This is a genomic window from Brevundimonas vesicularis, assembly GCF_032067225.1.
Lineage (GTDB): Bacteria > Pseudomonadota > Alphaproteobacteria > Caulobacterales > Caulobacteraceae > Brevundimonas > Brevundimonas vesicularis_F.
Window position 1 is genome coordinate 1 of the sequence record NZ_DAMBJX010000047.1, and the last position, 22703, is coordinate 22703.

24 protein-coding genes, 1 other RNA gene and 1 pseudogene are annotated in these 22703 nt (G+C 68.1%); 16 read left to right on the forward strand and 10 right to left on the reverse strand.

Annotation, left to right across the window (positions count from 1 at the left end):
- A pseudogene (locus tag RT123_RS11910) lies at positions 1 to 317 on the forward strand (chemotaxis protein); the annotation flags it as partial.
- Between the two features lie 39 nt (positions 318 to 356).
- Here the strand turns inward: RT123_RS11910 and RT123_RS11915 are convergent.
- Positions 357 to 1229 carry a transporter gene (locus tag RT123_RS11915; protein WP_313009341.1) on the reverse strand — a complete coding sequence of 291 codons (873 nt, stop codon included), beginning with the start codon at positions 1227 to 1229 and terminating at the stop codon, positions 357 to 359.
- A 92-nt stretch (positions 1230 to 1321) separates the two neighbouring features.
- On the opposite strand from RT123_RS11915, the gene RT123_RS11920 reads away from it, so the two are divergent.
- Positions 1322 to 2338 (forward strand): adenosine kinase, encoded by a 1017-nt coding sequence (locus tag RT123_RS11920; protein WP_313009342.1) that lies wholly within the window; start codon positions 1322 to 1324, stop codon positions 2336 to 2338.
- Positions 2339 to 2383: 45 nt separating this feature from the next.
- Here the strand turns inward: RT123_RS11920 and RT123_RS11925 are convergent, their stop codons facing one another.
- The gene (locus tag RT123_RS11925) at positions 2384 to 3514 is read right to left on the reverse strand and encodes an aromatic ring-hydroxylating dioxygenase subunit alpha (protein ID WP_313009344.1); all 1131 of its coding nucleotides are present in this window, start codon (positions 3512 to 3514) and stop codon (positions 2384 to 2386) included.
- A 108-nt stretch (positions 3515 to 3622) separates the two neighbouring features.
- Here RT123_RS11925 and RT123_RS11930 point away from each other — a divergent pair, with 108 nt between their 5' ends.
- The 3 genes from RT123_RS11930 to RT123_RS11940 all read left to right on the forward strand — a co-directional run bounded on the left by RT123_RS11930 (position 3623) and on the right by RT123_RS11940 (position 7435).
- Positions 3623 to 4606 (forward strand): alpha/beta hydrolase, encoded by a 984-nt coding sequence (locus RT123_RS11930; protein ID WP_313009346.1) that lies wholly within the window; start codon positions 3623 to 3625, stop codon positions 4604 to 4606.
- 5 nt (positions 4607 to 4611) lie between these two features.
- On the forward strand, positions 4612 to 5235 hold the full coding sequence (locus RT123_RS11935; protein WP_313009347.1) for a class I SAM-dependent methyltransferase: 624 nt from the start codon (positions 4612 to 4614) through the stop codon (positions 5233 to 5235).
- 106 nt (positions 5236 to 5341) lie between these two features.
- Positions 5342 to 7435 carry a PBP1A family penicillin-binding protein gene (locus RT123_RS11940; RefSeq protein WP_313009349.1) on the forward strand — a complete coding sequence of 698 codons (2094 nt, stop codon included), beginning with the start codon at positions 5342 to 5344 and terminating at the stop codon, positions 7433 to 7435.
- 169 nt (positions 7436 to 7604) lie between these two features.
- Here the strand turns inward: RT123_RS11940 and RT123_RS11945 are convergent, their stop codons facing one another.
- The 3 genes from RT123_RS11945 to RT123_RS11955 all read right to left on the reverse strand — a co-directional run bounded on the left by RT123_RS11945 (position 7605) and on the right by RT123_RS11955 (position 10289).
- Positions 7605 to 8339, reverse strand: coding sequence for a SprT family zinc-dependent metalloprotease (locus RT123_RS11945; protein ID WP_313009350.1), 735 nt, complete (start codon positions 8337 to 8339; stop codon positions 7605 to 7607).
- Positions 8305 to 9585 (reverse strand): polyhydroxyalkanoate depolymerase, encoded by a 1281-nt coding sequence (locus RT123_RS11950; RefSeq protein WP_313009352.1) that lies wholly within the window; start codon positions 9583 to 9585, stop codon positions 8305 to 8307. Before RT123_RS11950 ends, RT123_RS11945 begins: the two co-directional genes overlap by 35 nt.
- A gap of 80 nt (positions 9586 to 9665) precedes the next feature.
- Entirely contained in the window at positions 9666 to 10289 is a 624-nt protein-coding gene (locus RT123_RS11955; protein ID WP_313009353.1) for an SCO family protein, read from the reverse strand.
- A gap of 44 nt (positions 10290 to 10333) precedes the next feature.
- Here RT123_RS11955 and RT123_RS11960 point away from each other — a divergent pair, with 44 nt between their 5' ends.
- Positions 10334 to 11788 carry an ActS/PrrB/RegB family redox-sensitive histidine kinase gene (locus tag RT123_RS11960; protein ID WP_255366615.1) on the forward strand — a complete coding sequence of 485 codons (1455 nt, stop codon included), beginning with the start codon at positions 10334 to 10336 and terminating at the stop codon, positions 11786 to 11788.
- Positions 11789 to 11875: 87 nt separating this feature from the next.
- Complete coding sequence (locus RT123_RS11965; RefSeq protein WP_313009355.1) at positions 11876 to 12430, forward strand: ActR/PrrA/RegA family redox response regulator transcription factor; 555 nt, start codon at positions 11876 to 11878, stop codon at positions 12428 to 12430.
- Between the two features lie 9 nt (positions 12431 to 12439).
- On the opposite strand, the gene RT123_RS11970 is transcribed toward RT123_RS11965, so the two are convergent.
- Complete coding sequence (locus tag RT123_RS11970; RefSeq protein WP_313009357.1) at positions 12440 to 14281, reverse strand: DNA polymerase III subunit gamma/tau; 1842 nt, start codon at positions 14279 to 14281, stop codon at positions 12440 to 12442.
- Between the two features lie 258 nt (positions 14282 to 14539).
- An RNA gene (gene ffs / locus RT123_RS11975) (signal recognition particle sRNA small type) lies at positions 14540 to 14635 on the reverse strand.
- A gap of 47 nt (positions 14636 to 14682) precedes the next feature.
- Here ffs and nudC point away from each other — a divergent pair.
- Entirely contained in the window at positions 14683 to 15603 is a 921-nt protein-coding gene (nudC, locus tag RT123_RS11980) for an NAD(+) diphosphatase (RefSeq protein WP_313009359.1), read from the forward strand.
- On the opposite strand, the gene RT123_RS11985 is transcribed toward nudC, so the two are convergent.
- Complete coding sequence (locus RT123_RS11985) at positions 15600 to 16322, reverse strand: 3-deoxy-manno-octulosonate cytidylyltransferase (protein WP_313009360.1); 723 nt, start codon at positions 16320 to 16322, stop codon at positions 15600 to 15602. The genes nudC and RT123_RS11985 overlap by 4 nt on opposite strands.
- Positions 16323 to 16464: 142 nt before the next feature.
- Here RT123_RS11985 and RT123_RS11990 point away from each other — a divergent pair, with 142 nt between their 5' ends.
- Positions 16465 to 17199 carry a c-type cytochrome gene (locus RT123_RS11990; protein ID WP_039244051.1) on the forward strand — a complete coding sequence of 245 codons (735 nt, stop codon included), beginning with the start codon at positions 16465 to 16467 and terminating at the stop codon, positions 17197 to 17199.
- Between the two features lie 72 nt (positions 17200 to 17271).
- On the opposite strand, the gene RT123_RS11995 is transcribed toward RT123_RS11990, so the two are convergent.
- On the reverse strand, positions 17272 to 17886 hold the full coding sequence (locus tag RT123_RS11995; RefSeq protein ID WP_066554147.1) for a malonic semialdehyde reductase: 615 nt from the start codon (positions 17884 to 17886) through the stop codon (positions 17272 to 17274).
- 156 nt (positions 17887 to 18042) lie between these two features.
- Here RT123_RS11995 and RT123_RS12000 point away from each other — a divergent pair, with 156 nt between their 5' ends.
- Together RT123_RS12000 and recR are read left to right on the forward strand one after the other, a co-directional pair.
- Positions 18043 to 18372, forward strand: coding sequence for a YbaB/EbfC family nucleoid-associated protein (locus RT123_RS12000; RefSeq protein WP_307508776.1), 330 nt, complete (start codon positions 18043 to 18045; stop codon positions 18370 to 18372).
- A complete protein-coding gene (gene recR, locus RT123_RS12005; RefSeq protein ID WP_313009362.1) occupies positions 18372 to 18974 on the forward strand; it encodes a recombination mediator RecR in 603 nt (200 codons plus the stop codon). Before RT123_RS12000 ends, recR begins: the two co-directional genes overlap by 1 nt.
- A 5-nt stretch (positions 18975 to 18979) precedes the next feature.
- Here recR and RT123_RS12010 read toward each other — a convergent pair whose 3' ends face one another.
- Positions 18980 to 19342: a hypothetical protein gene (locus RT123_RS12010; protein WP_313009363.1), complete on the reverse strand. Its 363-nt coding sequence runs from the start codon at positions 19340 to 19342 to the stop codon at positions 18980 to 18982.
- A 119-nt stretch (positions 19343 to 19461) separates the two neighbouring features.
- On the opposite strand from RT123_RS12010, the gene RT123_RS12015 reads away from it, so the two are divergent.
- The 5 genes from RT123_RS12015 to RT123_RS12035 form a co-directional block, all read left to right on the forward strand.
- A complete protein-coding gene (locus RT123_RS12015; protein ID WP_313009365.1) occupies positions 19462 to 20679 on the forward strand; it encodes a DNA recombination protein RmuC in 1218 nt (405 codons plus the stop codon).
- A gap of 85 nt (positions 20680 to 20764) precedes the next feature.
- Positions 20765 to 21223 (forward strand): hypothetical protein, encoded by a 459-nt coding sequence (locus tag RT123_RS12020; RefSeq protein ID WP_313009367.1) that lies wholly within the window; start codon positions 20765 to 20767, stop codon positions 21221 to 21223.
- 3 nt (positions 21224 to 21226) lie between these two features.
- Positions 21227 to 21433 (forward strand): helix-turn-helix transcriptional regulator, encoded by a 207-nt coding sequence (locus tag RT123_RS12025; protein ID WP_313009369.1) that lies wholly within the window; start codon positions 21227 to 21229, stop codon positions 21431 to 21433.
- Complete coding sequence (locus tag RT123_RS12030) at positions 21430 to 22080, forward strand: hypothetical protein (RefSeq protein WP_313009370.1); 651 nt, start codon at positions 21430 to 21432, stop codon at positions 22078 to 22080. Before RT123_RS12025 ends, RT123_RS12030 begins: the two co-directional genes overlap by 4 nt.
- A gap of 45 nt (positions 22081 to 22125) precedes the next feature.
- Positions 22126 to 22703, forward strand: a 578-nt coding sequence (locus RT123_RS12035; protein ID WP_313009372.1) for a TraB/GumN family protein, incomplete at its 3' end; no start/stop codon positions are given.

Sequence of the window (22703 nt, forward strand, 5' to 3'; positions counted from 1 at the left end):
TGGCCGAGGTCAACACCGCCGTGAACCAGATGGACCAGGTCACCCAGCAGAACGCGGCCATGGTCGAGCAATCGACTGCCGCCAGCCTGAGCCTGAGCCGCGACGCCGCCGAACTGGCCGAACTGGTCGGCCGCTTCGAGGTTAGCAAGGTCGCCGCGGCCCCGACGCCGATCCACGCGGCCTCCGTCCAGCAGATGAAGGCGCGCGTCGAAAGCTTCGCCCGCGCCCACGCCGCCCCTGCGCGCGCCCGCATGGCGGCCGGCGGCGGCGGGCGGGCCGCTGTGGCCACCGTTCAGTCGGACTGGGAAGAGTTCTGACCTCCAGGCTCGGTTGGGCGCGATTCAGCGCCAGGCGGCCTAGGCCTCCAGCCGCGCCTTGACGGCCTCGGCGAAGCCGGCGCCGTTCGCGGGGTCGTGGTCCAGGTAGAAGTCCGGTTCGATCAGTTCGGCCTCCATCAGCACCCATCGACCGGCGTCGTCGCGGGCCATGTCGATGCGGGCATAGAGCAGCGGTTCGTCGATGGCGGCCAGCACCTGCTCAGCCAAGGCCATCGCGGCCGCGTCCGGCGCCACCGCCCTGTAGAGGCCGCCGAACTGGACCTGGATGCGGAAGTCGCCCGCCATGGGCCGTTTGTTGACCGCATGGCTGAACCGGCCGCCGAAGAACAGCAGCGAGGTCTCGCCCTCGGTCTCGATCGATTTCAGATAGGGTTGGATCATCGCCGCGCTCTCGGGCGCATCGCTCAACACCTCGCCTGGGATCAGGCGCAGGGTGCGAAACGCCCCTGCCGACACCGTCGGTTTGACGATCAACACCGGTGCGCCCGTCTCGGCGAAGGCTGCGTGCACCTGTTCCTGGGTCACGCCGTCGGTCCAGCGGGTGGGCGGGATCGGCACGCCCTTGTCCGCCAGCCGCGCCAGATAGGCCTTGTCCGAGTTCCAGCGCAGAACCTGCGCCGGATTGGCGATCGCCAGGCCGGCCTCGCTCCACGTCGCGCAAGCCTTCAGCCAGCGCCCATGATCGCGGTGATAGCCCCAGGCGATGACCGGCAGGATCAAATCATAGGCGGCAAGGCCCGACGCGTCCCCAACATGATCGGTCCAGGGCGTTGCCGTGACCGTCGCGCCCGTGCTCTCCAGCGTCGCCTTCAACCGTTCCAGCACCTCGGGCCAGCGCACGACATAGGTCTTGTCCGCGGGATCGGGAGTCAGGACGGCGATCTGGGTCATGCAGTCCTCATACCGAAGCGACGCGCAGCATATAAGGGCTTCCTTATATGATTTCGGGTGACGTGCGGGCGTTGACCGGCTAAGGCGCGACCATGACCCAGAACACCGCCCAATATGATGTCTGCGCCGTCGGCAACGCCATCGTCGATGTCCTCAGCCCCTGCGATGCCGCCTTCCTGACGGCCCAGGACCTGGCGCCCAACTCCATGCAGTTGGTCGACGCCGAACGCAGCGCCGCCCTGTATGACGCCATGGCGCCGGGCGTGGAGGCTTCGGGCGGTTCGGCCGGCAACACGGTAGCGGGCGTCGGCTCGTTCGGCGGCCGCGCGGCCTATATCGGCAAGGTCGCCGACGATACGCTGGGCCAGGTCTTCACCCACGACATCCGCGCCGCCGGCGTGCACTTCGACACGCCTGTCCTGACGGGCGGGGCGGATCAGGGCTTCGGCACCGGCCGTTGCCTGATCAACGTCCTGTCGGACGGCGCGCGCACCATGGCGACCTTCCTGGGCGCCGCGAACCAGCTGTATGCCGACGATATCGACGAGGCCCTGATCACGGCCAGCGAGATCGTCTATCTGGAAGGCTATCTGTTCGATCCCGCGCCTGCTCGTGCCGCCTTCGAACGCGCCGCCGCCGCCGCGCACAAGGCCGGCCGCAAGGTGGCCATCACTCTGTCGGACACGTTCGTCGTCGCCCGCTGGCGCGCCGAACTGCTGGACTTCATCACCCAGTCCGCCGACATCGTCCTGGCTAACGAAGCCGAACTGGGCGCCCTGTTCGAGACCGAAGACTTCGACGCCGCCGCCGCGCAACTGGCCGCCATCGTCGAGATCGCCGCCGTGACGCGCGGCGAGCAGGGCTCAGTCGTGATCAAGGGCGAGGACCGCGTCGTCGTCGCCGCCTATCCGGTCGCCAAAGTCATCGACACCACCGGCGCCGGCGACCAGTACGCCGCCGGCTTCCTGCTGGGCCTCGCGCGCGGCCTGACGCTTGAAGAGGCCGGCAAGCTGGGCTCGCTGGCGGCGTCCGAAGTCATCGCCCACTGGGGCCCGCGCCCGATGGTGAAGCTGGTCGACCTGGCCAAGGAGAACGGGCTGAAGCTGTAAGACCCAGTGTCCCCTCCCCACAAAGTGGGGAGGGGGACCACGGCGTCAGCTCTTCCACCTCAGCGTCGTCGGCTGGATCGGGTTCACGAAGGCTCGGTCTTCCGCCCGGCTCTTGGCCCATTCGCGCTTCAGCTGCTGATACCACTTGGCCTGTTTGTCGGCGTCGTCGATCCAGATCAGGGCAGGGTCGTAGCGCAGGCCTTCGTTCTGAAGGTTCACCATCCCGCCGTCCTGTTTCAGGAAAGCGACGACCCCCATCCGCAGGAAGGGCTTGGCCAGGCCGAACACCCAATGATCGGACCAGAAGATCTGCGTGATGCGCGTCTTGGTGTCGGTGATCGGCGTCAGGCAGGTCAGGGCCAGGACCTGTTTCTCGCCCACCTGGATGTGCTCCCAGCGGAAGCCCGGCAGGCGGAAGGTGATCTCGGTCGCGGGCGCCCCGCCCAAGATCTTGTAGAGGCGGCTGTTCGACGAGGGGGCGTGGCGCACCATGGCCCAGCCGAACGCGGTTGGGGCGAAGGCCTTGGACTTTTCGTGCATCGAATGTTCGGATCGCCACCACCATTGCTGGTGGACATAGGGGCCGTGGGCGGGGTCCATCAGGCCGACGACGGCGTGATCGATGTGGCTGTCGAAATCCATCGCCTCGACCAGCTTGGCCTCGCCGCCGACCACCCCGGGGAAGACAGGCGGCTCGTGGTCCGGCTCCATCGGATTGCGGGCGTCCGACGCCATCCAGACGAAGACGATCCCTTGGCTCTCGCGCACCGGATAGGACCGCACGCGGATGCGGTTCGCCTCGAACGCCTGATCCTCGACCAGTGAAGGAATGGCGGCGCAGACGCCGTCGGGCCGGAAGCGCCAGCCGTGATAGGGACATTCGACCGTCTCGCCCTCGCCAGGCTTTTCGACCAATTTCCCCGCCGACAGGGGCGCGGCGCGGTGGGGACAGATGTCGCGCATCGCATAGACCTGGCCCGCGCGGGTGCGGCCGATCAGCACCGGCTCGCCCATGATCTCGTAGCGTTTCAGGCTGGCCGGGGCGACGTCGCGGCCCAGCGCGACGAAATACCAGGCGTCGGTGACGAACCCCTTGCCGAACGGCTGCGCGCCGGCTTTTGAAGGGGCGGGTTCGAGCTGGGGGGACTGGACGGGAGCGGCGTCGGCGGGCTTCATGCCGACTGTCTAACAGAGCCGCGCGCCGCCTGTCTCATGTCACCTGACAGAGAACTTTACATATCAAAGTTAGTGCAGCATAAGCGGGCGTCAAAGGGGAGTTTGATCATGACCATCGCATCCATTCTGAACCGCACCGTCGGCGCCGCAGCGGCCGCCGCCCTGCTGTGTGTCGCCCCGGCCGCCCTGGCGCAGGACGGGCATGGCGCCCATGCCGATGCGGGTCACGCCCACGGACATTCGCACGCCGACTTCCAGTCCGACCGCATCCACGTTCGCGTGGACGGAGACATGGATGGACGCGACATCATCCTGATCCCCGGCCTCAGCTCGTCGCCGGAGGTCTGGCAGGGGACGGTGGATCATCTGACGGCGCAGGACGGCGTGGGCTGGCGCGTGCATCGCATCCACGTCCAAGGCTTCGCCGGCGCGCCGGCCGAGGGCAATGCGCAGGGCGCGACCCCGTCGCCGGTCGCCGCGCCGGTCGCCGAAGAGATCGCCCGCTATATCCGCGAACAGGGCCTGACCAAGCCGGTCGTCGTCGGCCATTCGATGGGCGGCACCATCGGCATGATGCTGGCCGCGCGCCATCCGGATGCGGTCGGCAAGTTGATGGTCGTGGACATGATCCCGTTCATGGGCGCGATGTTCGCCGCGCCCGGCGCCTCGGCCGAAAGCGTGACGCCGGTCGCGGACCAGATCTGGGCCGCCCAGGCCAACAGTCCGCGCGAGGCCTATGTCGCCCAGGCGACCACCAGCATCAACGGCATGATCAACACCGAAAGCCGCCGCGCCGAGGCGCTGGAGGACATGCGCGAAAGCGACCAGAAGGTTTCGGCCGCCGCCTTCCGCGAACTGATCACGACGGATCTGCGTCCCGAACTGTCCAGGATCACCGCCCCGACCGAGGTGCTGTACGTCAAGTTCAACGATCCGCGCATGACGCCCCAGATCACCGACAGCATCTATCGGATGTCCTTCGCCAATCTGAAGGACGCGCAGTTGAAGCGGATCGACGACAGCGCCCACTTCATCATGTTCGACCAGCCCCAGGCCTTCTACGCGGACCTGGACGCCTTCCTGGCGAAATAGGCGCCGTGACCCATCCGTCCGCGAAACAGATCGTCGGCCTTTATCGGGGCAAGGCCGACCACTGGGTCCGGGATCGGGGCGAGACCCTGTATTCCGGCGAAGACGGGGCGGACGAAGCGGTCTGGCTAGACCGCTTCGTTGCGGACTTGCCTGCAGGCGCATCTATTCTGGACGTCGGCTGCGGTTCGGGCTGGCCGATTGGGGCCGCCCTGCTGGAGCGGGGACATCAGGTGACGGGCATGGATGCGTCGCCGGGCCTGATCGCCCATGCTCAGGCGACACTGCCGACAGGAGTGTGGTCGGTGGCGGATATGCGTGATGAGTTTCCGCCGGGTCCGTTCGACGGCGTTCTGGCCTGGCACAGCCTGTTTCATCTCAGTCCCGACGATCAGAAAAAGGTGCTGCCGAAGCTTGCGGCTTGCGTCGCCGAGGGCGGGCGGCTGATGCTCACCTCTGGCCAGGCGCATGGCGAGACCATCGGACAGTGGCGGGGCGAGCCGCTCTATCACGCCAGTCTTGATCCAGAAGCCTATCGCGACCTGCTGAGCGACTCCGGATTGCGCGTGGAATACGACGGGGTGGAAAGCGGCGTGTGGCTGGCCCGGCGCGCCTTTCTTTCGGCGAAATAGCCGCTCACGATCCCGTGAAGTCGGCGGGACCGTTTCGGCGGGCGTTCATACGCGATACACAGCCGATGAACGAGAACTCGCCCAGGGCGGCATCTGAAGGACGGACATGGCGGGACCGGTGAATGCGGGCGGACCACAGGCGCAGGGCAAGCCCCGCCGGTCGGCCCTGGGACGGTTGTTCTACTGGAGCGCCGTGCTGGCGGTCTGGGGGCTGATCTTCCTGGTCGTCTTCTTCGCCGTCTTTGCGCGCGGCCTGCCGGACACCTCCAGCCTGTATCAGGTCGATCGTCAGCCCTCGATCACCTATCTGGATCGCAATGGGGCGTTGATCGCGACGCGAGGCACCCAGATGGCGCCGCCCGCCGATCTGGACGCCCTGCCGGACTATGTGCCGGCCGCCTTCATCGCGATCGAGGATCGGCGCTTCTATCACCACCCTGGTTTCGACCCCATCGGCATGATGCGGGCGATGGCGACCAACGTCCGCGCCGGGCGGGTGGTGCAGGGCGGTTCGACCCTGACGCAGCAGCTGGCCAAGAACCTGTTCCTGACGCCCGACCAGAACATGCGCCGGAAGGTGCAGGAGCTGATGCTGGCCGTCTGGCTGGAGATGAAATTCTCCAAGAAGGAGATCCTGGCCCTCTATTTGAACCGGGTCTATTTCGGCGCCGGCGCCTACGGAATCGAGGCGGCGTCGCAACGCTATTTCGACAAGTCGGCCAAGAACCTGACGGTTGGAGAGGCCGCGCTGCTGGCCGGCCTGTTGAAGGCGCCCTCGCGCTATTCGCCGGTGTCCGAGAGCGAACGCGCCGCCGCCCGCGCCACCGTCGTGCTGAACGAGATGGAAGAGGCCGGCGTCATCACCGCCGCCCAGCGCGAACAGGCCGTGACCCAGCCGGTCATCGTCTCGCGAACGCTGGCGACCCAGCACGCCCAGTATTTCATCGACTGGCTGGACAAGTCGATCCGCAGCCTGGTCGGCGAACCGACCGAGGACATGGTGGTCGAGACCACGCTGGACCTGACGCTGCAGACGGCGGCCGAGCGGTCGGTGCGCCGCATCCTGGATCGTGACGCGGGCAAGGGCGTGCAGCAGGCGGCTTTGGTCGCGCTGGACGGCGACGGCCGGGTGCGCGCCATGATCGGCGGCTCCTCCTATGCCGACAGCCAGTTCAATCGCGCCGTCGACGCCAAGCGCCAGGCGGGTTCGGCCTTCAAACCCTTCGTCTATCTGGCGGCGGTCGAGGCCGGCTATACGCCCCAGACCCCGGTGGTCGATCAGCCGATCACCATCGGCAACTGGTCGCCCCGCAACTATTCGGGCACGTTCAGCGGAAACATGACCCTGGCCCAGGCCGTGGCACAGTCGACCAATACGGTGGCGGCCTATGTCGCCGATCAGGTCGGGCGCGACAGCGTGGCCCGCGCCGCGCGGCGTCTGGGCATCGAAAGCCGCATCGGTCTGGAGCCGGCGATGGCGCTGGGCGCGGTCGAGGTCTCGCCGATCGAGATGGCCACCGCCTATGACGCCTTCGCCAACGGCGGGCGCCGCGTCGACGCCTATGGCATCAGCCGCATCCGCACGCCCCAGGGCCGCGTCATCTATCAGCGCCAGTCGGGCCAGAGCGGCCAGGCGATCAACAATCCGTCGCTGTACTACATGAACCAAATGCTGCGCGGCGTGGTGACCAGCGGCTCGGGCCGGTCGGCGGCGATCGCGGGCCGCGACCTGGCGGGCAAGACCGGCACGACCTCGGACTACAAGGACGCCTGGTTCGTCGGCTACACCGGCGGCTTCGTCACCGCTGTCTGGGTGGGCAAGGACGACAACACCGCCATGCGCGGCGTGACCGGCGGCTCGTCGCCCGCCGCCATCTGGAAGGGCTTCATGGAGGCGGCCTTGCCGCGCCTGGACGCCCCCGCCATCCCCAACGGTCCGCCTATGCCCGAAGGCTGGGTCGCGCCCGATCCGGTCGGCGACCTGATGAGCGGCCTGGACCAGAACGGCCTGCCCATCGAACCCGTCGATCCCCTGGCTGGCGAGCCCTATGTCCCGGACGACCAGGGGCCGATGCAGCCGCCATCGCCGCAGCCGTCCAGCCCGGCGTTCCCCAAGGGCGGCTATCGCGATGCGCCGAAGCCGCAGCAGCCCGAGGGCCGCCCGGCGCCGGAGCGAAAGGGCGATGCCCTGTTCTTCTGAAGACGACAGTCTCCTCCCTGTCGCGCAGCGATGGGGAGGTGGCGCGGCGCCCTTGCGCCGTGACGGAGGGGCTCTCAACGCATCACAGGTGCCGGTGGGACTTCAAGAGCCCCTCCACCACGCTGCGCGCGGTCCCCCTCCCCACAAGTGGGGAGGAGACTGTGGTCATCTACCGCCCCACGGCGTGAAGCGCGGCGCCGTAGTCTTTCAGCCACTTCCGCCAAGGCTTGTGATCCCCGACCAGCCGTTCGACCACGGACCAATAGGCCGGGCTGTGGTCGGCGTGGACCAGATGGGCGACCTCGTGGGCGGCGAGGTAGTCGATGACCGGGGGCGGGGCCATGATGACGCGCCAGGAGTAGCGGATGGTGCGGTTGTGCGGGCTGCATGAGCCCCATCGCGACCGGGTGTCGGCGATGCCCATCTTGACCGGGCCCTGGCCAAGTGTGCGCAGATGGTGGTCGGTGCGTTCCAGAAGCGTATCGCGCGCCTCGCGCTTCAACAGGTTTTCAACCCGGCGGGCATAGGCCTCGCCTTCGCCGCCCGAGCGGATGATGGTCCCGTCCTCGACCAGGCGCGCGGCGCCCGCGCCGGGCACGGCGTCAAGCCGCACGGGCCTGCCGCGCAGGGAGATGACCTGGCCCGGTTCCAGGGGGCGGCTCTTGGGGCTGACGGCCAGGCGTTCGCTGATCCAGACGGCCTTGGATCGGGCGAAGGCGACGGCCTGGCTCAGGCCGCGCTCGGTTGGGGCGATGACCACGGCCTCGCCGGCGCGCGCGTCGATCCGCACCGACAGACGTCGCGCACGTGGATTGACCGACAGTCTCAGGGTCGGGCCGGAACCTTCGCTCCCGCCAGCCCCGCTTTCGTCAAGCGGCAGCCGCTGACCGTTGCGATACGCCACCGGCGGCCTCGTTCTGGGCGATGAAATCGCGCACGCGGGGATAGATCTCGTCACGGAAGCGACGGCCGTTGAACACGCCGTAATGGCCGACGCCCGGCTGGACGTAGAGGACGCGGCGATCCTCGGGGATGTTGGGGCACAGGCCGTGCGCGGCCTGGGTCTGGCCGACGCCGGAGATGTCGTCCTTCTCGCCCTCCACGGTCATCAGGCCGATGTCGGTGATCTTGGACAGATCGACCTTGCGCCCGCGATGTTCCAAAAGGCCCCGCGCCAGCAGATGCTGCTGGAAGACGATGTCGATGGTCTGGAGGTAGAACTCTTCGGTAAGGTCCAGCACCGACAGATATTCGTCGTAGAATTCCTCGTGCTTTTCGACCTCGTCGCCGTCGCCGGCGATCAGGCTGGTGAAATAGTTCCAGTGGGCGTCGCGGTGGCGATCCTCGTTCATCGACATGAAGCTGTAGAGCTGGACAAAGCCCGGATAGACGCGCCGCCCGAAGCCCGCATAGGGCAGGGGCACCGTGTGGATCATGTTCGACTTGAACCAGGTGAAGGGCTTTTCCTCGGCCAGCTGGTTCGTCACGGTCGGCGACAGGCGCGCGTCGATGGGCGACCCCATGAAGGTCATCGACAGGGGACGGTTTTCGTCCTCGTCCTCGGCCATCAGGGCGCCGGCGGCCAGAACGGGCGGGCCGGGCTGGCACACGCCGACGACGTGCGCGCGGCCGCCGATCTCGGCCAGCATCAGCCGGACGTGGTCGATGTAGTCGAAGAAATCGAACCGGCCTTCCAGCATCGGCACCTGGCGGGCGTTGACCCAGTCGGTGACATAGACGTCGTGGTCCTGAAGGAAGGCCTCGACCGTGCCGCGCAGCAGGGTGGCGTAGTGGCCCGACAACGGGGCCACGATCAGGACAGCCGGGCCGGAGGCGGGCTTTTTGGCGCGCTTCAGATCGCCGATGTTGCGGGCGAAGCGAACCAGGCGGCACCAAGGGCTCTGCCAGATCACCTGTTCGGTGGTGCGCACCAGCTTGCCGCCGATGTCGATGGTTTCCAGCTTCCAGGCCGGCTTGCCGTAGCGCCGCGTCACGCTCTCGAACAGTTCGGCCGAGGCGTAGGCCGTGCGGCCGATGGCGGTGTCGGCCGCCGGGTTGAACGGCGAGGTCCAGAAGCTGCGGGCCAGTTGCGCGCCGACCCGGAACGGCAGGGCCGACTGGTAGGCGAGTTCATGAAAGGCGTAGAGCATGACGATCCGATACGGCCGAGCGCCGTTTGTGCAGGGCAACATATAATGCATCACCCTGCAAAAGGATTATGGGGTCGCTGCTAACCCCGCGCCATCGCCTGTTCGATGATCCTGGTCGTCTTGTCCGGACCCATTCCATAGGCGACGGCGGTGCGGAACTTGCCGTCAGGGCCCATCAGATAGACGGTCAGGGAGTGGTTCATCGTATAGCCCTCGCCCTCGCCGACCTTTTGATAGAAGGCGCGGTAGGCCTTGGCGGCGGTCGCCACCTGTTCGGGCGTGCCCGTCAGACCGATGGTCCCCTTGGGAAAGCCGTCGGAGGACAGATAGTCCTTCAGCGCCTGGGGCGTATCACGTTCGGGATCGACGCTGATGAAGACGATCTGCAGATCCTTGGCCTTGTCGCCGAGCCGCTGCTGCACCGCGCCCAGCTCGGCCAGGGTGGTCGGGCAGAACTCGGGGCAGTAGGTGAAGCCGAAGAAGACCAGGCTCCATTTGCCGTTCAGCATCGTCTGATCGACGGGTTGTCCATCCTGATTGACCAGTTTGAAGTCGCCGCCGACCAGGGGCTGGCCGGTCGACGTCACCTCGGCGCCGTCCGACGTGGGCGCACGACCGCTGACCACCACGACGGTGATGATGGCCAGCGCCACGGCGATGGCGATGCAGGCGCCCGCGAACAGCAGGATGGAACGACGCGGCATGACGGCCTCTCACGAAACGGATGTGATCGGTCTATAGAAGGCGTGTGACCTCGACAGAAGCCCGCATGGCGCCGCACGGCGCATCCTCTTCGGAGCCGTTGAACGGCTGGAGCGATGCGCCGCGTCGCGGCCGCGGGTTTTCGCTGCGGACCCTGATCGTTCTGCGCTGGCTGACCATCATCGGCCAGAGCGCCGCGATCCTGACGGCGCATCAGGGGCTGCATTTCCCCCTGCCGCTCTGGCCCTGCCTGATCGTGATCGCCATCAGCGCGGCGGTGAACGTGGGGGCCATGGCGCGGGTGCGCCGGCTGGAGGCCAGCCTGCCGGACGGGCGCACGACGGCGATCCATCTGGGCTTCGACATCTTCCAGCTGGGCGTGCTGCTGGGTCTGACCGGCGGGCTGGAGAACCCGTTCTGCCTGCTGCTGGTCGCGCCCGTCACCATCGCGGCGGCGGCCCTGCCGGCGCGTCAGGCCCTGATGCTGGGCGTGCTGGCCCTGATCGCGGTCGGGGTGCTGTTCTTCTGGTCCGAACCATTGCCGTGGCGGCCGCACGAGAACTTCCACCTGCCGACGCTGTATCGTCTCGGCATGGCCATGGCTTTGGTGACCGGCGTGGTCTTCACCGCCGGCTACGCTTGGCGGGTGGCGGCCGATGCGGAGAAGCTGGAACTGGCCCTAGCGACCACCCAGGACGTGCTGCAACGCGAACAGAGGCTGGCGGCGCTGGGCGGCCTGGCGGCGGCGGCGGCGCATGAGCTTGGCACGCCGCTGGCGACCATTCAGGTGGTGGCGAAGGAGCTTCAACGCGCTTCAGCCCCCGACAGCGACGCGGCCGAGGATGCGGCTCTGATCCTGCAACAGGCCGAACGGTGCCGGGGCATCCTGACCCAGTTGTCGCAGCAGCCCGAGGGCGACGACGCCCTGTATGCCGACGTCTCGCTGAAGGCCCTGCTGGAAGAGGTGGTGGAGCCGCACCGGGGCTTCGACCTGGCCTTTGATGTGCTGGTCAAGACGCCGCCGGGTCAGCCCGCGCCGCGCGTGCGCCGGATGCCCGAGGTGATCCACGGCCTGTCCACCCTGGTCGAGAACGCCGCCGATTTCGCCAAAACGACGGTGCGGGTCCAGGCGGTGGTGGACGCCGGCTGGATCGAGATCGAGATTCTGGACGATGGGCCGGGCTTCGCTGGCGACATCCTGCCCCGGCTGGGCGAGCCCTATGTGACCAGTCGGCCGCAGGGCAAGGCACGCCAGGCCTTGGCCGCCCAGATCGCCGCCGCCGCCCGCCCGTCCAAGCCCCGCACAACGGTCGAGCCGCCCATCGCCCCTAGTCAGGGCGGCATGGGCCTGGGCTTCTTCATCGCCCGCACCCTGCTGGAGCGGACCGGCGGGTCGGTCAGCGTGGGCCAGGGCCTGCCGCAATCGGAGGCCAAGGCGGCGCCCCGCGGCGCGCGCGTGGCGGTGCGCTGGGCGCGGCCGGCGCTGGAGGTCGCGGCATGAGGCGATTGGGTCGAAGCGTCGCAGGCGGAACCTTGGCCTTGACCCGCGCGCTACCCGTCCCGACTTGAAGCGGCAGGAGAGAAACGCATGTCAGAACTCGAAGCCCGCATCGCCGCCCTGCCCGACAAGTCCCTGCTGCTGCTGGATGACGACCACGCCCTGCGCACCCGGATGGGGCGGGCGCTGGAGGCGCGCGGTTTTCAGGTGACGACCGCTGAATCCGTCGCCGAGGCGATGCAGCTGTTGCGCGACAAGGCGCCCGCCTTCGCCGTGCTGGACATGCGGCTTGAGGACGGCAACGGCCTGAAGATCGTCGAAGCGGTGCGCGAAAAGCGCGAGGACGCCCGCATCGTCATGGTGACCGGCTACGGCGCCATCGCCACGGCGGTCGCGGCGGTCAAGGCCGGCGCCGTCGACTATCTGTCCAAGCCCGCCGACGCCGACGACGTGGTCAAGGCCCTGCTCGCCACCGGCGATTCGCCCGAACCGCCTGAAAATCCCATGAGCGCCGACCGCGTCCGCTGGGAGCATATCCAGCGCGTCTATGAGCTGTGCGACCACAATGTCTCCGAGACGGCGCGCCGCCTGGGCATGCATCGCCGCACTCTGCAACGCATCCTGGCCAAGCGCGCGCCGCGATAGGCCGAACCTTCAATCCTCGTCGTCGTCCTCGACCACGTCGGGGATTTCAGGGGTGACCACGGTCGGGGCGATGGTCTTGATCTCGCCCAGCTTGGCGCCGGGGAAGGCCTGAAGCACCGCCTGGACGAAGGGATTGGCCTCCACCTCCGCGCGTTCGGCGGCGCGGGCCTTTTTCTGGATCTCGATGACCGTCTCGGCCCCGCCCTGGCCATTGGCGGCGATCAGCCAGGTGCGGCCGGTCCATTCGCGCAGGCGGGCCGACAGCTTGCGGGCCAGTTCGATGGGCGCGCCCTGGACGCTTTCATAGACGATGGCGCCGGGCTTGAACGAGACCGGCTTCACATACCGCTCCACATCCATCTGAAGCCCGACCTCGCGCTTCTCGCCGATCAGGGCGACCACCTGTTCGAAGGTCTGCGGATCGGGCAGGGCAAGGGCCATCGCCGGCCGCGCCGCCAGCTGCGCCGATGTGCCGCCGCCGCCGCCTCCGCCGCCGCCACGCGGGGCCGAGCCACCGCCGATGGGTTCGCCGGACTGCAGCCGCTTCAGCGCCTCCTCCGGTCCCGGCAGATCGGCGGCATAGGCCAGGCGCACGATCGCCATTTCCACCGCATCGGCCGGATTGGGCGCGCGCCGCACCTCGTCCAGCGCCTTCAGCAGCATCTGCCAAGTGCGCGACAACGTCGCCGCCGGAATGGCCGCGCCCAGGGCCGCTAGCTTCTGAGCCTGATCGTTGGGCAGGCGCGTCGCATTGGGGCCCAGCATCTTGGCGACCGAGGCGGCGTGGCAATGTTCCAACAGGTCGTTGGTCACCTGCACCGGATCGGCGCCGAAACCGTAGAGGGTGCGGAAACTCTCCAGCGCCTCGGGCGTGCGGCCCGCCATGACGCTTTCGAACAGGGCGATGGTCTGGGTCCGGTCGGCCAGGCCCAGCATGTCGCGCACTGTCTCGGTCTTGACCGTCTCGCCCCGCTCGGCCTGAACCAGGGCCTGGTCCAGCAGCGACAGGCCGTCACGCACCGACCCCTCGGCCGCGCGCGAGATCAGGGCCAAGGCGTCGTTCTCGATCTTCATGCCTTCGCGGTCGGCGATCCGGCCCAGATGCTCGACCAGGATTTCCGGCTCGACCCGGCGCAGGTCGAAGCGCTGGCAGCGACTCAGGATCGTCACCGGCACCTTGCGGATCTCGGTGGTGGCGAAGATGAATTTGGCGTGGGGCGGCGGCTCTTCCAGCGTCTTCAGCAGGGCGTTGAACGCCTGCGTCGACAGCATGTGGACCTCGTCCAGCACATAGACCTTGTAGCGCGCCTCGACGGGCGCATAGCGGACGCTTTCCAGAATGTCGCGGATGTCGTTGACGCCGGTGTGCGACGCCGCGTCCATCTCCATCACATCCATGTGCTGGCCGGCCATGATGGCGGCGTCGTGCCGGCCGTGGGCGGTCAGGGTCAGCGACGGCTTGTCGATGACGTCGGTTTCGTTGTTCAGGGCGCGGGCCAACAGTCGGGCGGTGGTCGTCTTGCCAACGCCGCGCACGCCCGTCAGCATGAAGGCGTGGGCGATGCGGCCCGTGGCGAAGGCGTTGGTCAGGGTGCGCACCATCGCCTCCTGACCGATCAGATCCTCGAAGGTGCGCGGCCGGTATTTGCGCGCCAGCACCTGATAGGCGGCGCCGTCATCGACGTGGGCCGCGACTTCGGCGGGGGCGGGCTTGGTGACGACAGGCGCGGCGACCGGCTCAGGCGCCGCCGCGGCGGGCGCGCCGAACATGTCGTCGGTGTTCTCGTCGCGCGGGGCGACGTCTTCCTCTTCCCAGGGCGGGCCGTCGAGATTTGTGTCGCTGTCCGTCATGGGAGGAAGTCTTACAGCGGGTGAGGGGCGGGAAGAAGCGATTCTCACCGAGTCGCCTCCCTGCTTTGCGGGGAATGGCGCGGCGCGTCTTCGCGTCGTGACGGAGGGGGTTTTACCCCATTCCGGCGTCTCTGGGATTTCAAGAGCCCCTCCACCGCTTCGCGGTCCCCCTCCCCACAGGTGGGGAGGAGACGTGACGCACCAACGCGCTAAAGTAGCGAGCCGCCGTGCGGCGAGCGGTAGCGCACTAAAGATGTGAGGAAGTAGAGACCGCGACCCGAAGGGGAATTCGTTGTGGCTGCTGCCTTCCGGCCCTGACCAGATTGGCGAAACCTTCGCCCGCGATCTCCAAGCGGAGATATGACGGGTGCGGCGGTTGGAATCAAGAGCTACAAACCCGCATGGCCCATAAGAACACCTTCGCCGGCAATCCGCTCGATCGGGCCGGGGACCTGAGGAATGATCCCGACTGGCTGGCCGAGCAGGCCGCCAAGCCCTACGCCCAGGCCCTGGTGCTCTGGGAGGGGCGGCCGCTGATAGAGGAGACGGGCGAGGGGCCGAGGCTGGCGTGGCTGCAGATGCGCCATGCGCGCACCCTGGTGCGCGATCGCGAGGCGTTTCTGGGCCTGTGGAACGACGAACCCGTCTTCGCCATCGAGTTTGAAGGCTCGATCGATCCGACCGATGGGCCGCTGGCCGGGCTGGGCGCCTTTCAAGAGATGCGCGCGGCGGCGGCGATCCTGCCGGCGGCGGATGCGGCGATCGCGGGCGGGGCCAAGAGCCTGTTCGACTGGCGACGCAAACACGGCTTCTGCGCCAACTGCGGCACGCTGAGCGAGACGGCGTCGGGCGGCTGGAAGCGGATTTGCCCGGCCTGCGGCACCGAGCATTTCCCGCGCGTCGATCCGGTCACTATCATGCTGCCGGTCTATAAGGGCGGGGCGGAGCCCATCTGCCTGCTGGGGCGGCAGGCGGCCTGGCCTGCCGGACGAATGTCGGCCCTCGCCGGGTTCCTGGAACCGGGCGAATCCATCGAGGAGGCCTGCGCCCGCGAGGTGAAGGAAGAGGCCGGACTGACCGTGATCGCCACGGCCTATCACTCCAGCCAGCCCTGGCCCTTCCCCTCGCAACTGATGATCGGCCTGATCGCGGAGGTGTCGGACGATCAGGCGCAACCGGACCAGACCGAACTGGAAGCCGTCGCCTGGCTGACGCGGGCCGAGGCGCGCGCCGTGCTGACGGGCGAGCACCCCAGCATTCAGGCCCCGCCGCCCTTCGCCATCGCCCACAGCCTGATCAAGGCCTGGGTCGACGAGGTCTAGGGCAGCGCCCGCGCCGCCTCCAAGTCGGCGGGATTGTCGACGGACAGGGGGGCTTCGTCGATGACGGCGGCCCAGATCTGCATGCCCATTTCCAGGGCGCGCAGCTGTTCCAGCTTCTCGCGCTTTTCCAGCGGCGACGGCGGCGCGGCGCAGAAGCGGTTCAGCGCCTCACGGCGATAGCCATAGACGCCGATATGACGCCAGACGGGGGCGTCGCCGTACAGGGTCGAGCGCGTGAAATAGAGGGCGCGCGCCTGACGTTCGCCTTCGCCCAGGGCCAGCACCGCCTTGACCACGTCGGGGTTGGTCCGGTCCGACCCGTCGGCCTCGGCGGCGACCAGGGTGGCGATGTCGCAGGTCGGCTCGCCATGCAGAATGGCGGCGCAGGCGACGGCCAGACCGGGGCTGGCGAAGGGCATGTCGCCCTGAACGTTGATGACGGCGTCGAAGTCGCCTTCGGGGTCGATGGCGTCCACGGCGGCGCGAATGCGGTCCGAGCCCGAGGGCAGGGCCGGGTCGGTCAGGACGGCGCGGCCGCCTGCGGCTTCCACCGCCTCGACGATCTCGGGATCTCCGGCGGCGACCACGACCGGCAGGCCCGAGGCCTCGGCTTGACGATAGGCGCGCACGATCATCGGCGTGTCGCCGATCAGAGCCAGCGGCTTGTTCGGCAGGCGGGTGGCGGCCATGCGAGCCGGTATCATTATCAACGGATTCATCGACTTCCCTGACGCCTGTCTGGCCCGTCGCGCGTTGGGCCGGTTGCGAAGGCGGCGCTACCGTGCCAGAGACGCCAAAGCAAGATTATGTCCGGGGCGTGTTTTCGAGGGGCCCGGCCGGCAGAGGGAAACGACCAGGCGTATGAGCGGCGATCTTAAGTGGAACAAGATTTTCGGCGCGGCTCTGGGGACGGCGTTCGTCATCCTGGTCGTGCAGCAGGCCTCGGGCCTCGTCTATCATTCGGAAGCGCCCGAAAAGATGGGCTATTTCGTCGATGCGCCGGAAGAGGCCGCCGGCGGTGAAGCCGCCGAACTGGCGCCCGACTGGGGCACGGTGCTGCCGACCGCCGATCTGGCCGCCGGCGAGGCCGCCTTCGCGCGCTGCCAGGCCTGCCATGACGCGCACCAGGGCGGCGCCGACAAGATCGGTCCTAACCTGTGGGGCGTGGTCGGCGGGCCGGTCATGCACCGTCCGGGCTTCGCCTATTCCGACGCCATGGCCAAGCACAAGGCCGAGGCGCCGACCTGGGGCTATGACCAGATCAACAGCTTCATTACGGCTCCGGCCAAATATGTGCCCGGCACCAAGATGTCCTTCGCCGGCATCCGCGACACCCAGACGCGCATCAATCTGATCGCCTGGCTGCGCACCCAGGGCTCGGGCGGCTTCGCCATCCCGGCGCCGGATCCCACCCGTCAGCCTGGCGCGGCCGCGCCGGCCGCCGGCGCGCCTGCGACGGGCGAGGCCCCTGTGACCGAAGGCGCTGCGGCGACCGAAGCGACCGGCACGACCCCGGCCGCCGGCGCCCCCGCCGCGTCTCAGGCGACCCCGGCGGCCCCGCCCGCCGCGACGGCGTCTGCGCCCCCCAACACCTGATCGTTCCGGCGATGAACGACAAAAGGGCGGCCCGACGGGCCGCCCTTCTTCGTTTCGGGCCGACAGTTCGGCTCAGAGAATCTGCGCGGCCTCGTCGAACGACAGGCGCGGCGAGCGTGGAAACAGATTCTCGTCCGAGCCATAGCCGAGGTTGAGGATATAGTTCGGCTCGACATGGCTGTCGGGGAAGAACTCGGCCTTCACGCCGGCGGCGTCGAAACCGGACATCGGCCCGACATCCAGGCCCAGGGCGCGGGCGGCGATGGTCAGATAGCCGCCCTGCAGCGAGGCGTTACGGAAGGCGGTCTCGCGCCGGCCGGCCTCGTCGGCAAACCAGGCCTTGGCGCCCGGCGCATGGGGGAACAGGGCGTCGAGATGATCGTGGAAGTCCATGTCCTGACCGACGATCACCGTCACCGGGGCCTGCTGCGTCTTGTCGCGATTGCCTTCGCTCATCAGCGGGATCAGGCGGGCCTTGGCCTCGGGCGAGGTGATGAAGACGAAGCGGGCGGGCGACCCGTTGACCGCCGTGGGCCCGAACTTGGTCAGGTCATAAAGCTTGCGCAGCAGTTCCGGCGCGACGGGGCGGTCGGTCCAGCCGTTGCGCGTGCGCGCCTCGGTGAACAGTTGCGACAGGGCGGCGTCCGACAGCGGGACGTCGCGTTGATGAGTAGCGTCATAGGCCATGGGATGCGTTCCTGACTTAAATAGCAACGAGTACGGGTGCTAATTAGGATGTTTTGCAACAGCCGCAAGCGCCGATCCCGAAAGGCTGGGTTTCGATATCGCGCACCGCGCACAACCCCTCTGTCGCCCGGGCCTTGTTCGCCCTATCTAGAGGGCATGAAAGATCTGACCCAACTGATGCAGCAGGCCCAGGCGATGCAGCAAAAGCTGCAGGACGCCCAGGCCAAGATGGCCGAAACGATCTCCGAGGGTTCTTCCGGCGGCGGCCTCGTCTCGGTGTCCCTCAAGGGCCCTGGCGAGATTACGGCCATCAAGATCGATGACAGCCTGCTGAGCCCGGGCGAGGGCGAGATCCTGGCCGATCTGATCGTCGCCGCCCATGCCGACGCCAAGCGCAAGCTGGATGAGCAGAACAACGCCCTGATGCGCGAGGCCGCAGGCCCAATGGCCGGGATGAACATTCCCGGAATGCCGAAACTGTTCTGATGGCCGCCTCCGCCGGGCCGGAGATCGAACGGCTGATCTCCCTTCTCGCCAAACTGCCGGGCCTGGGTCCGCGCTCTGCGCGGCGTGCGGCGCTGGCGCTATTGAAGCGACGCGAGCAGTTGCTGGTCCCGCTGGCGGCGTCGCTGGCCGAGACGGCGGAAAAGATCGTGTCGTGCTCGGTTTGCGGCGCGCCGGATACGCGCGACCCCTGCGCCATCTGTTCGGACGGATCGCGTGACAATGGCCTGATCTGCGTGGTCGAGGAGGCCGGCGCCCTGTGGGCGATGGAGCGATCCGGCGCCTTTCGCGGCAAATACCATGTGCTGGGCGGACTGCTGTCCGCGCTGGACGGCGTCGGACCCGAGCATCTGAGGATCACCGAACTGGTCGGGCGCGTCAGGGGCGGGGGCGTGCGCGAGGTCGTGCTGGCTCTGCCGGCCACGGTCGATGGCCAGACGACCGCCCACTATGTCGCCGAGCGGATCGCCGGGCCGGATGTGGAGATCACCTCGCTGGCGCGCGGCGTGCCGGTTGGCGGCGAACTCGACTGGCTGGACGACGGCACCATCGTCCAGGCCCTTCGCGCCCGCCGCCCGGCCTGACCGAGTTAGTTCGAAGGAACCGTCGGGGCGTTGACGTTCGGCGCTTCGCCCGTCGGGGTCGGCACGGCGCGCCCCGTTTCATCCGTCGGCGCATCGGCGGCCGGCGGCGTCTCGCTGTCGCCGGCGAAGGCCTGGGTCTCGGCGGCGGCGGCTTGCGGCCCCGTCTCAGCGTTCTTGGCGTTGAAAGCGCCGTTGGTCACGAACCACAGTCCCAACAGCAGCACCGCAGCGGCGAGCGTCGAAACCGCCAGGATGACGGCGATGCGCGGGTTCTTGCGGCCGCTGCGCACCAGTTCGGCATCGACCGGCCGGCCGTCGTGCACCGCATCGGCGGCGGTGTCGTGGCGGTGGGGCTTTTCCGGGGTCATGGGCGGGTCCTTCGTGCAAATGGCTGAGACACCAACGTCATCGCAACGGCGACGTTCCGGACAAGCGGCGCCGGAAGGGCCCGCTTCTCATTGAAGGCGACTCCCGTTAGGAACGGAGCATGAACATGCTTGTGCCGATCCTCGCTGTCCTGGCCGCCGCCTTCGCGGGCGGTTTTCTGTGGGCCTATATGGGCTGGCAGAGGACGAGCGGCGCGCTGGCGGCGGCCGAGGCCCGCATCGATCTGGTCGAGGAAAGCCGTGTGACCATGGGCGAACTGCTCAAGGCCCAGGCGGCGCAGTCGGCCCAGGTCGTGGCGGATCAGATGGTCAGTCGCGCGACCGAGACCTTCCGCGCTCAGGACCAGCTGGCGCGCGAGCGGATGGCCGCCCAGCTGAAACCTGTCGCCGACACCCTGACCAAGTTCCAGGAGCATGTCGCCGCGTTGGAGAAGACGCGGTCCGAAGAGACCGGGGGGCTGCGCGAGCAACTGGCCCAGCTGATGACGGCCTCGTCCGCCACGCGCGACGAGGCGCGCAAGCTGACCGAAGCCCTGCGCGGCAATACGGGCCGTCGCGGCCGTTGGGGCGAGCAGACCTGCCGCAATGTGCTGGAGGCCGCCGGCATGGCGGGGCGGTTCGACTTCACCGAGCAGACGTCCAGCGCCGACGACGAGGGCCGCCAGAACCGGCCCGACTTCATTGTCCGCCTGCCCGGCGGCGGCATGTTCGTGATCGACGCCAAGGTCCCGCTGGCCTTCGACGACGGGGAGGGCGACGAAGAGGCGCGCGCTCGCTCGGTCGGCCTGCGCACCGCCGCCAGCCTGAAGACCCATGTGCGCCAGCTGTCGTCCAAGGCCTATCAGGATCAGTTCAAGCCCAGCCCGGATTTCGTCGTCCTGTTCGTGCCCGGCGATGCGTTCCTGGTCACGGCGCTGGACCATGAGCCGGACCTGATGACCCAGGCGATGGCCTCGCGCGTCGTCATCGTCACGCCTTCGACCCTGTTCGCCCTGTGCAAGGCCGTGGCCTATGGCTGGCGCGCGGAAGAACAGGCGGCCAACGCCGACAAGGTCGCCGCCCTGGGCCGCGAACTCTACAAGCGGCTGTCGGTCATGGGCGGTCATGCCTCCGCCGTCGGACGCGCGCTGGATACGGCCGTCGGCAAGTACAATCAGTTCGTCGGCTCGCTTGAGAGCCAGGTCATGGTCTCTGCCCGCCGGTTCGAGGATCTGCAGGTCGATCACGAGGGCAAGGCCTTGCCGGATTTGACGCCGGTTGAAACGGCGCCCCGCGCCATCGCCCGTCCCGAACTGATCTCCGCCGCCAAGGTCGAGTAGGGCCTCTTTCTGTGGAAAGGGCGCTTGACAGGCCCTGAGACGTGATGTCAATGTAACTTGTCAATAGGACAAGGGGTGTTGACTGATGCGCAAGTGGCGGCCGGTAATCAAGGCGACGGTGATCACGTTCGGTGGCGGCCTGCTGTTCGCCTTCCTCGGCGGCATCGCGGTCGGCTACGCCTCGAGTTCGGGATGGATCGCGCCCGAGATGGGCGAACTGATCGTGACCGCAGTCTTCGCCGCCGCCATCATGGCCGGCGCCCTGTGGATCGGCGCCGAATGGATGCGCGTGATCGACGAGGCTGCGCGTGAGGCGCACAAGGCGGCCTGGTACTGGGGCGGCACGGCCGGCCTGTGCGTCAGCGGCGTCGCCCTGATCCTGTCCTCGGCTGGGCCGTGGCGCGACATTATCGCGCGCGAGATCGGCTCGGGCGGTTCGCCCATCGATTACGTGTCCGCCGGCGCCGCCTTGATGATCGCTCCCATGCTGATCGGATACACCGTCGTCTGGGCGTGGTGGTGGCTGGCGCGGATGCGGGGCTGACCCATGAACAATCGTCTCAAGGTCCTGCGCGCCGAGCGCGACTGGAGCCAGGCGCAGCTGGCCGAACATCTGGGCGTGTCGCGCCAGACCGTGAACGCGCTGGAGACCGGCCGTTACGACCCCTCCCTGCCGCTGGCTTTCAAGATTGCCCGCGTCTTCGGACAGCCCATCGAAGCCATCTTCTCGGACGATCAGGAGCCGACGAAATGAAGCCTTCCACCCTCTCTCCCGCAGCATGGCCGCGCTGGGTTCGCGCCTTTGTTTTCGGCGCCGTCTTCGGGGTGATCGGTTACGGCGTCGGCGCCTGGCTGGCTAGGATCGCGCCGGGCGGATTCAGTCCGACCGACATGGACTTGCGCTGGTCGGATGGCCTGGCGATGCTGGTCGGCCTGGCCCTGGTCGTGGGATCGCTGTGGGCGCTCTACGTCAGTTTGAACGCCGACCGCCTCGGCCGGATGTACAATCTGGACGGACCCGCCTCGTCGGAAGAGACGGCCCTGGCCCGGTTTCAGGCGCTGGTCATGGGCTTTTCCGGCGTCATCCTGAGCCTGCCGGTCGTCTTCAGTCTGGCGGGTGTCAATCCCATGCTGGGCCTGGGCGCCATCGGCCTGCTGGTCGTGTTGCACACGGTGATGAATGTGCGCGTCTATCGCCAGGCCGACGAGCCCCTGCGTCGGGCGGTGATCGAGGCGGCGGCCGTCACCTTCTTCGCGGGCCAGTTGGTCCTGTTCCTCTGGGCCGCCGCCGAACGTCTGGGCGCTGCACCCGCCATCACGGCCTGGGACATCTACGCCGTCCTGATTGCGCTCTATCTGGGCTGCTCCGTGTGGGTCAGCGTGCGTCGCGGACTGGCCTGATCCGTCCTTCTTCTCCTTCATTTTTAGACAACAACGAGACCGCTCATGACCTTCACCGATCGCCTTCTGTCGTCCGTTTCCAGCCTGGCGCGCGGCGCCGTGGGAGTCGCCGGCGGCCTGGCGCTGTTCGCCGCCATAGCCGGCGCGCCGGCCGACGCCCTGGCCCAGACCGCCGCGCCTGCTGCGCCCGCGCCCATCCAGGGCGAAGGCCCCGCGCTGTGGGTGGTCAAGGATGCGGATTCGACCCTGTATCTGTTCGGCTCGGTCCACGTCCTGCGCCCGACGACCGGCTGGGCCAGCCCCCGCGTCGAGGCCGCCTTCGACAGCGCCTCGGACATCTGGTTCGAGATCAGCAATCCGGATGACCAGGCCGCCATCATGCCGCTGATCCAGCAGCACGGTCTGTCGCCCGAGACGCCCCTGTCCAGCCGTCTGACGCCGGAAGAAAACGCCGAACTGGACGCGGCCGCCCAGGCCATGGGCGCCTCCGCCGCCCAACTTCAGCCGATGAAGCCTTGGCTGGCGGCGCTCAGCCTGTCGGTCGCGCCGCTGATCAAGGCCGGCTACGACCCCAAGTCGGGCGTCGAACTGGTGCTGAAGGCGCGAGCCGAAGCGGCGGGCAA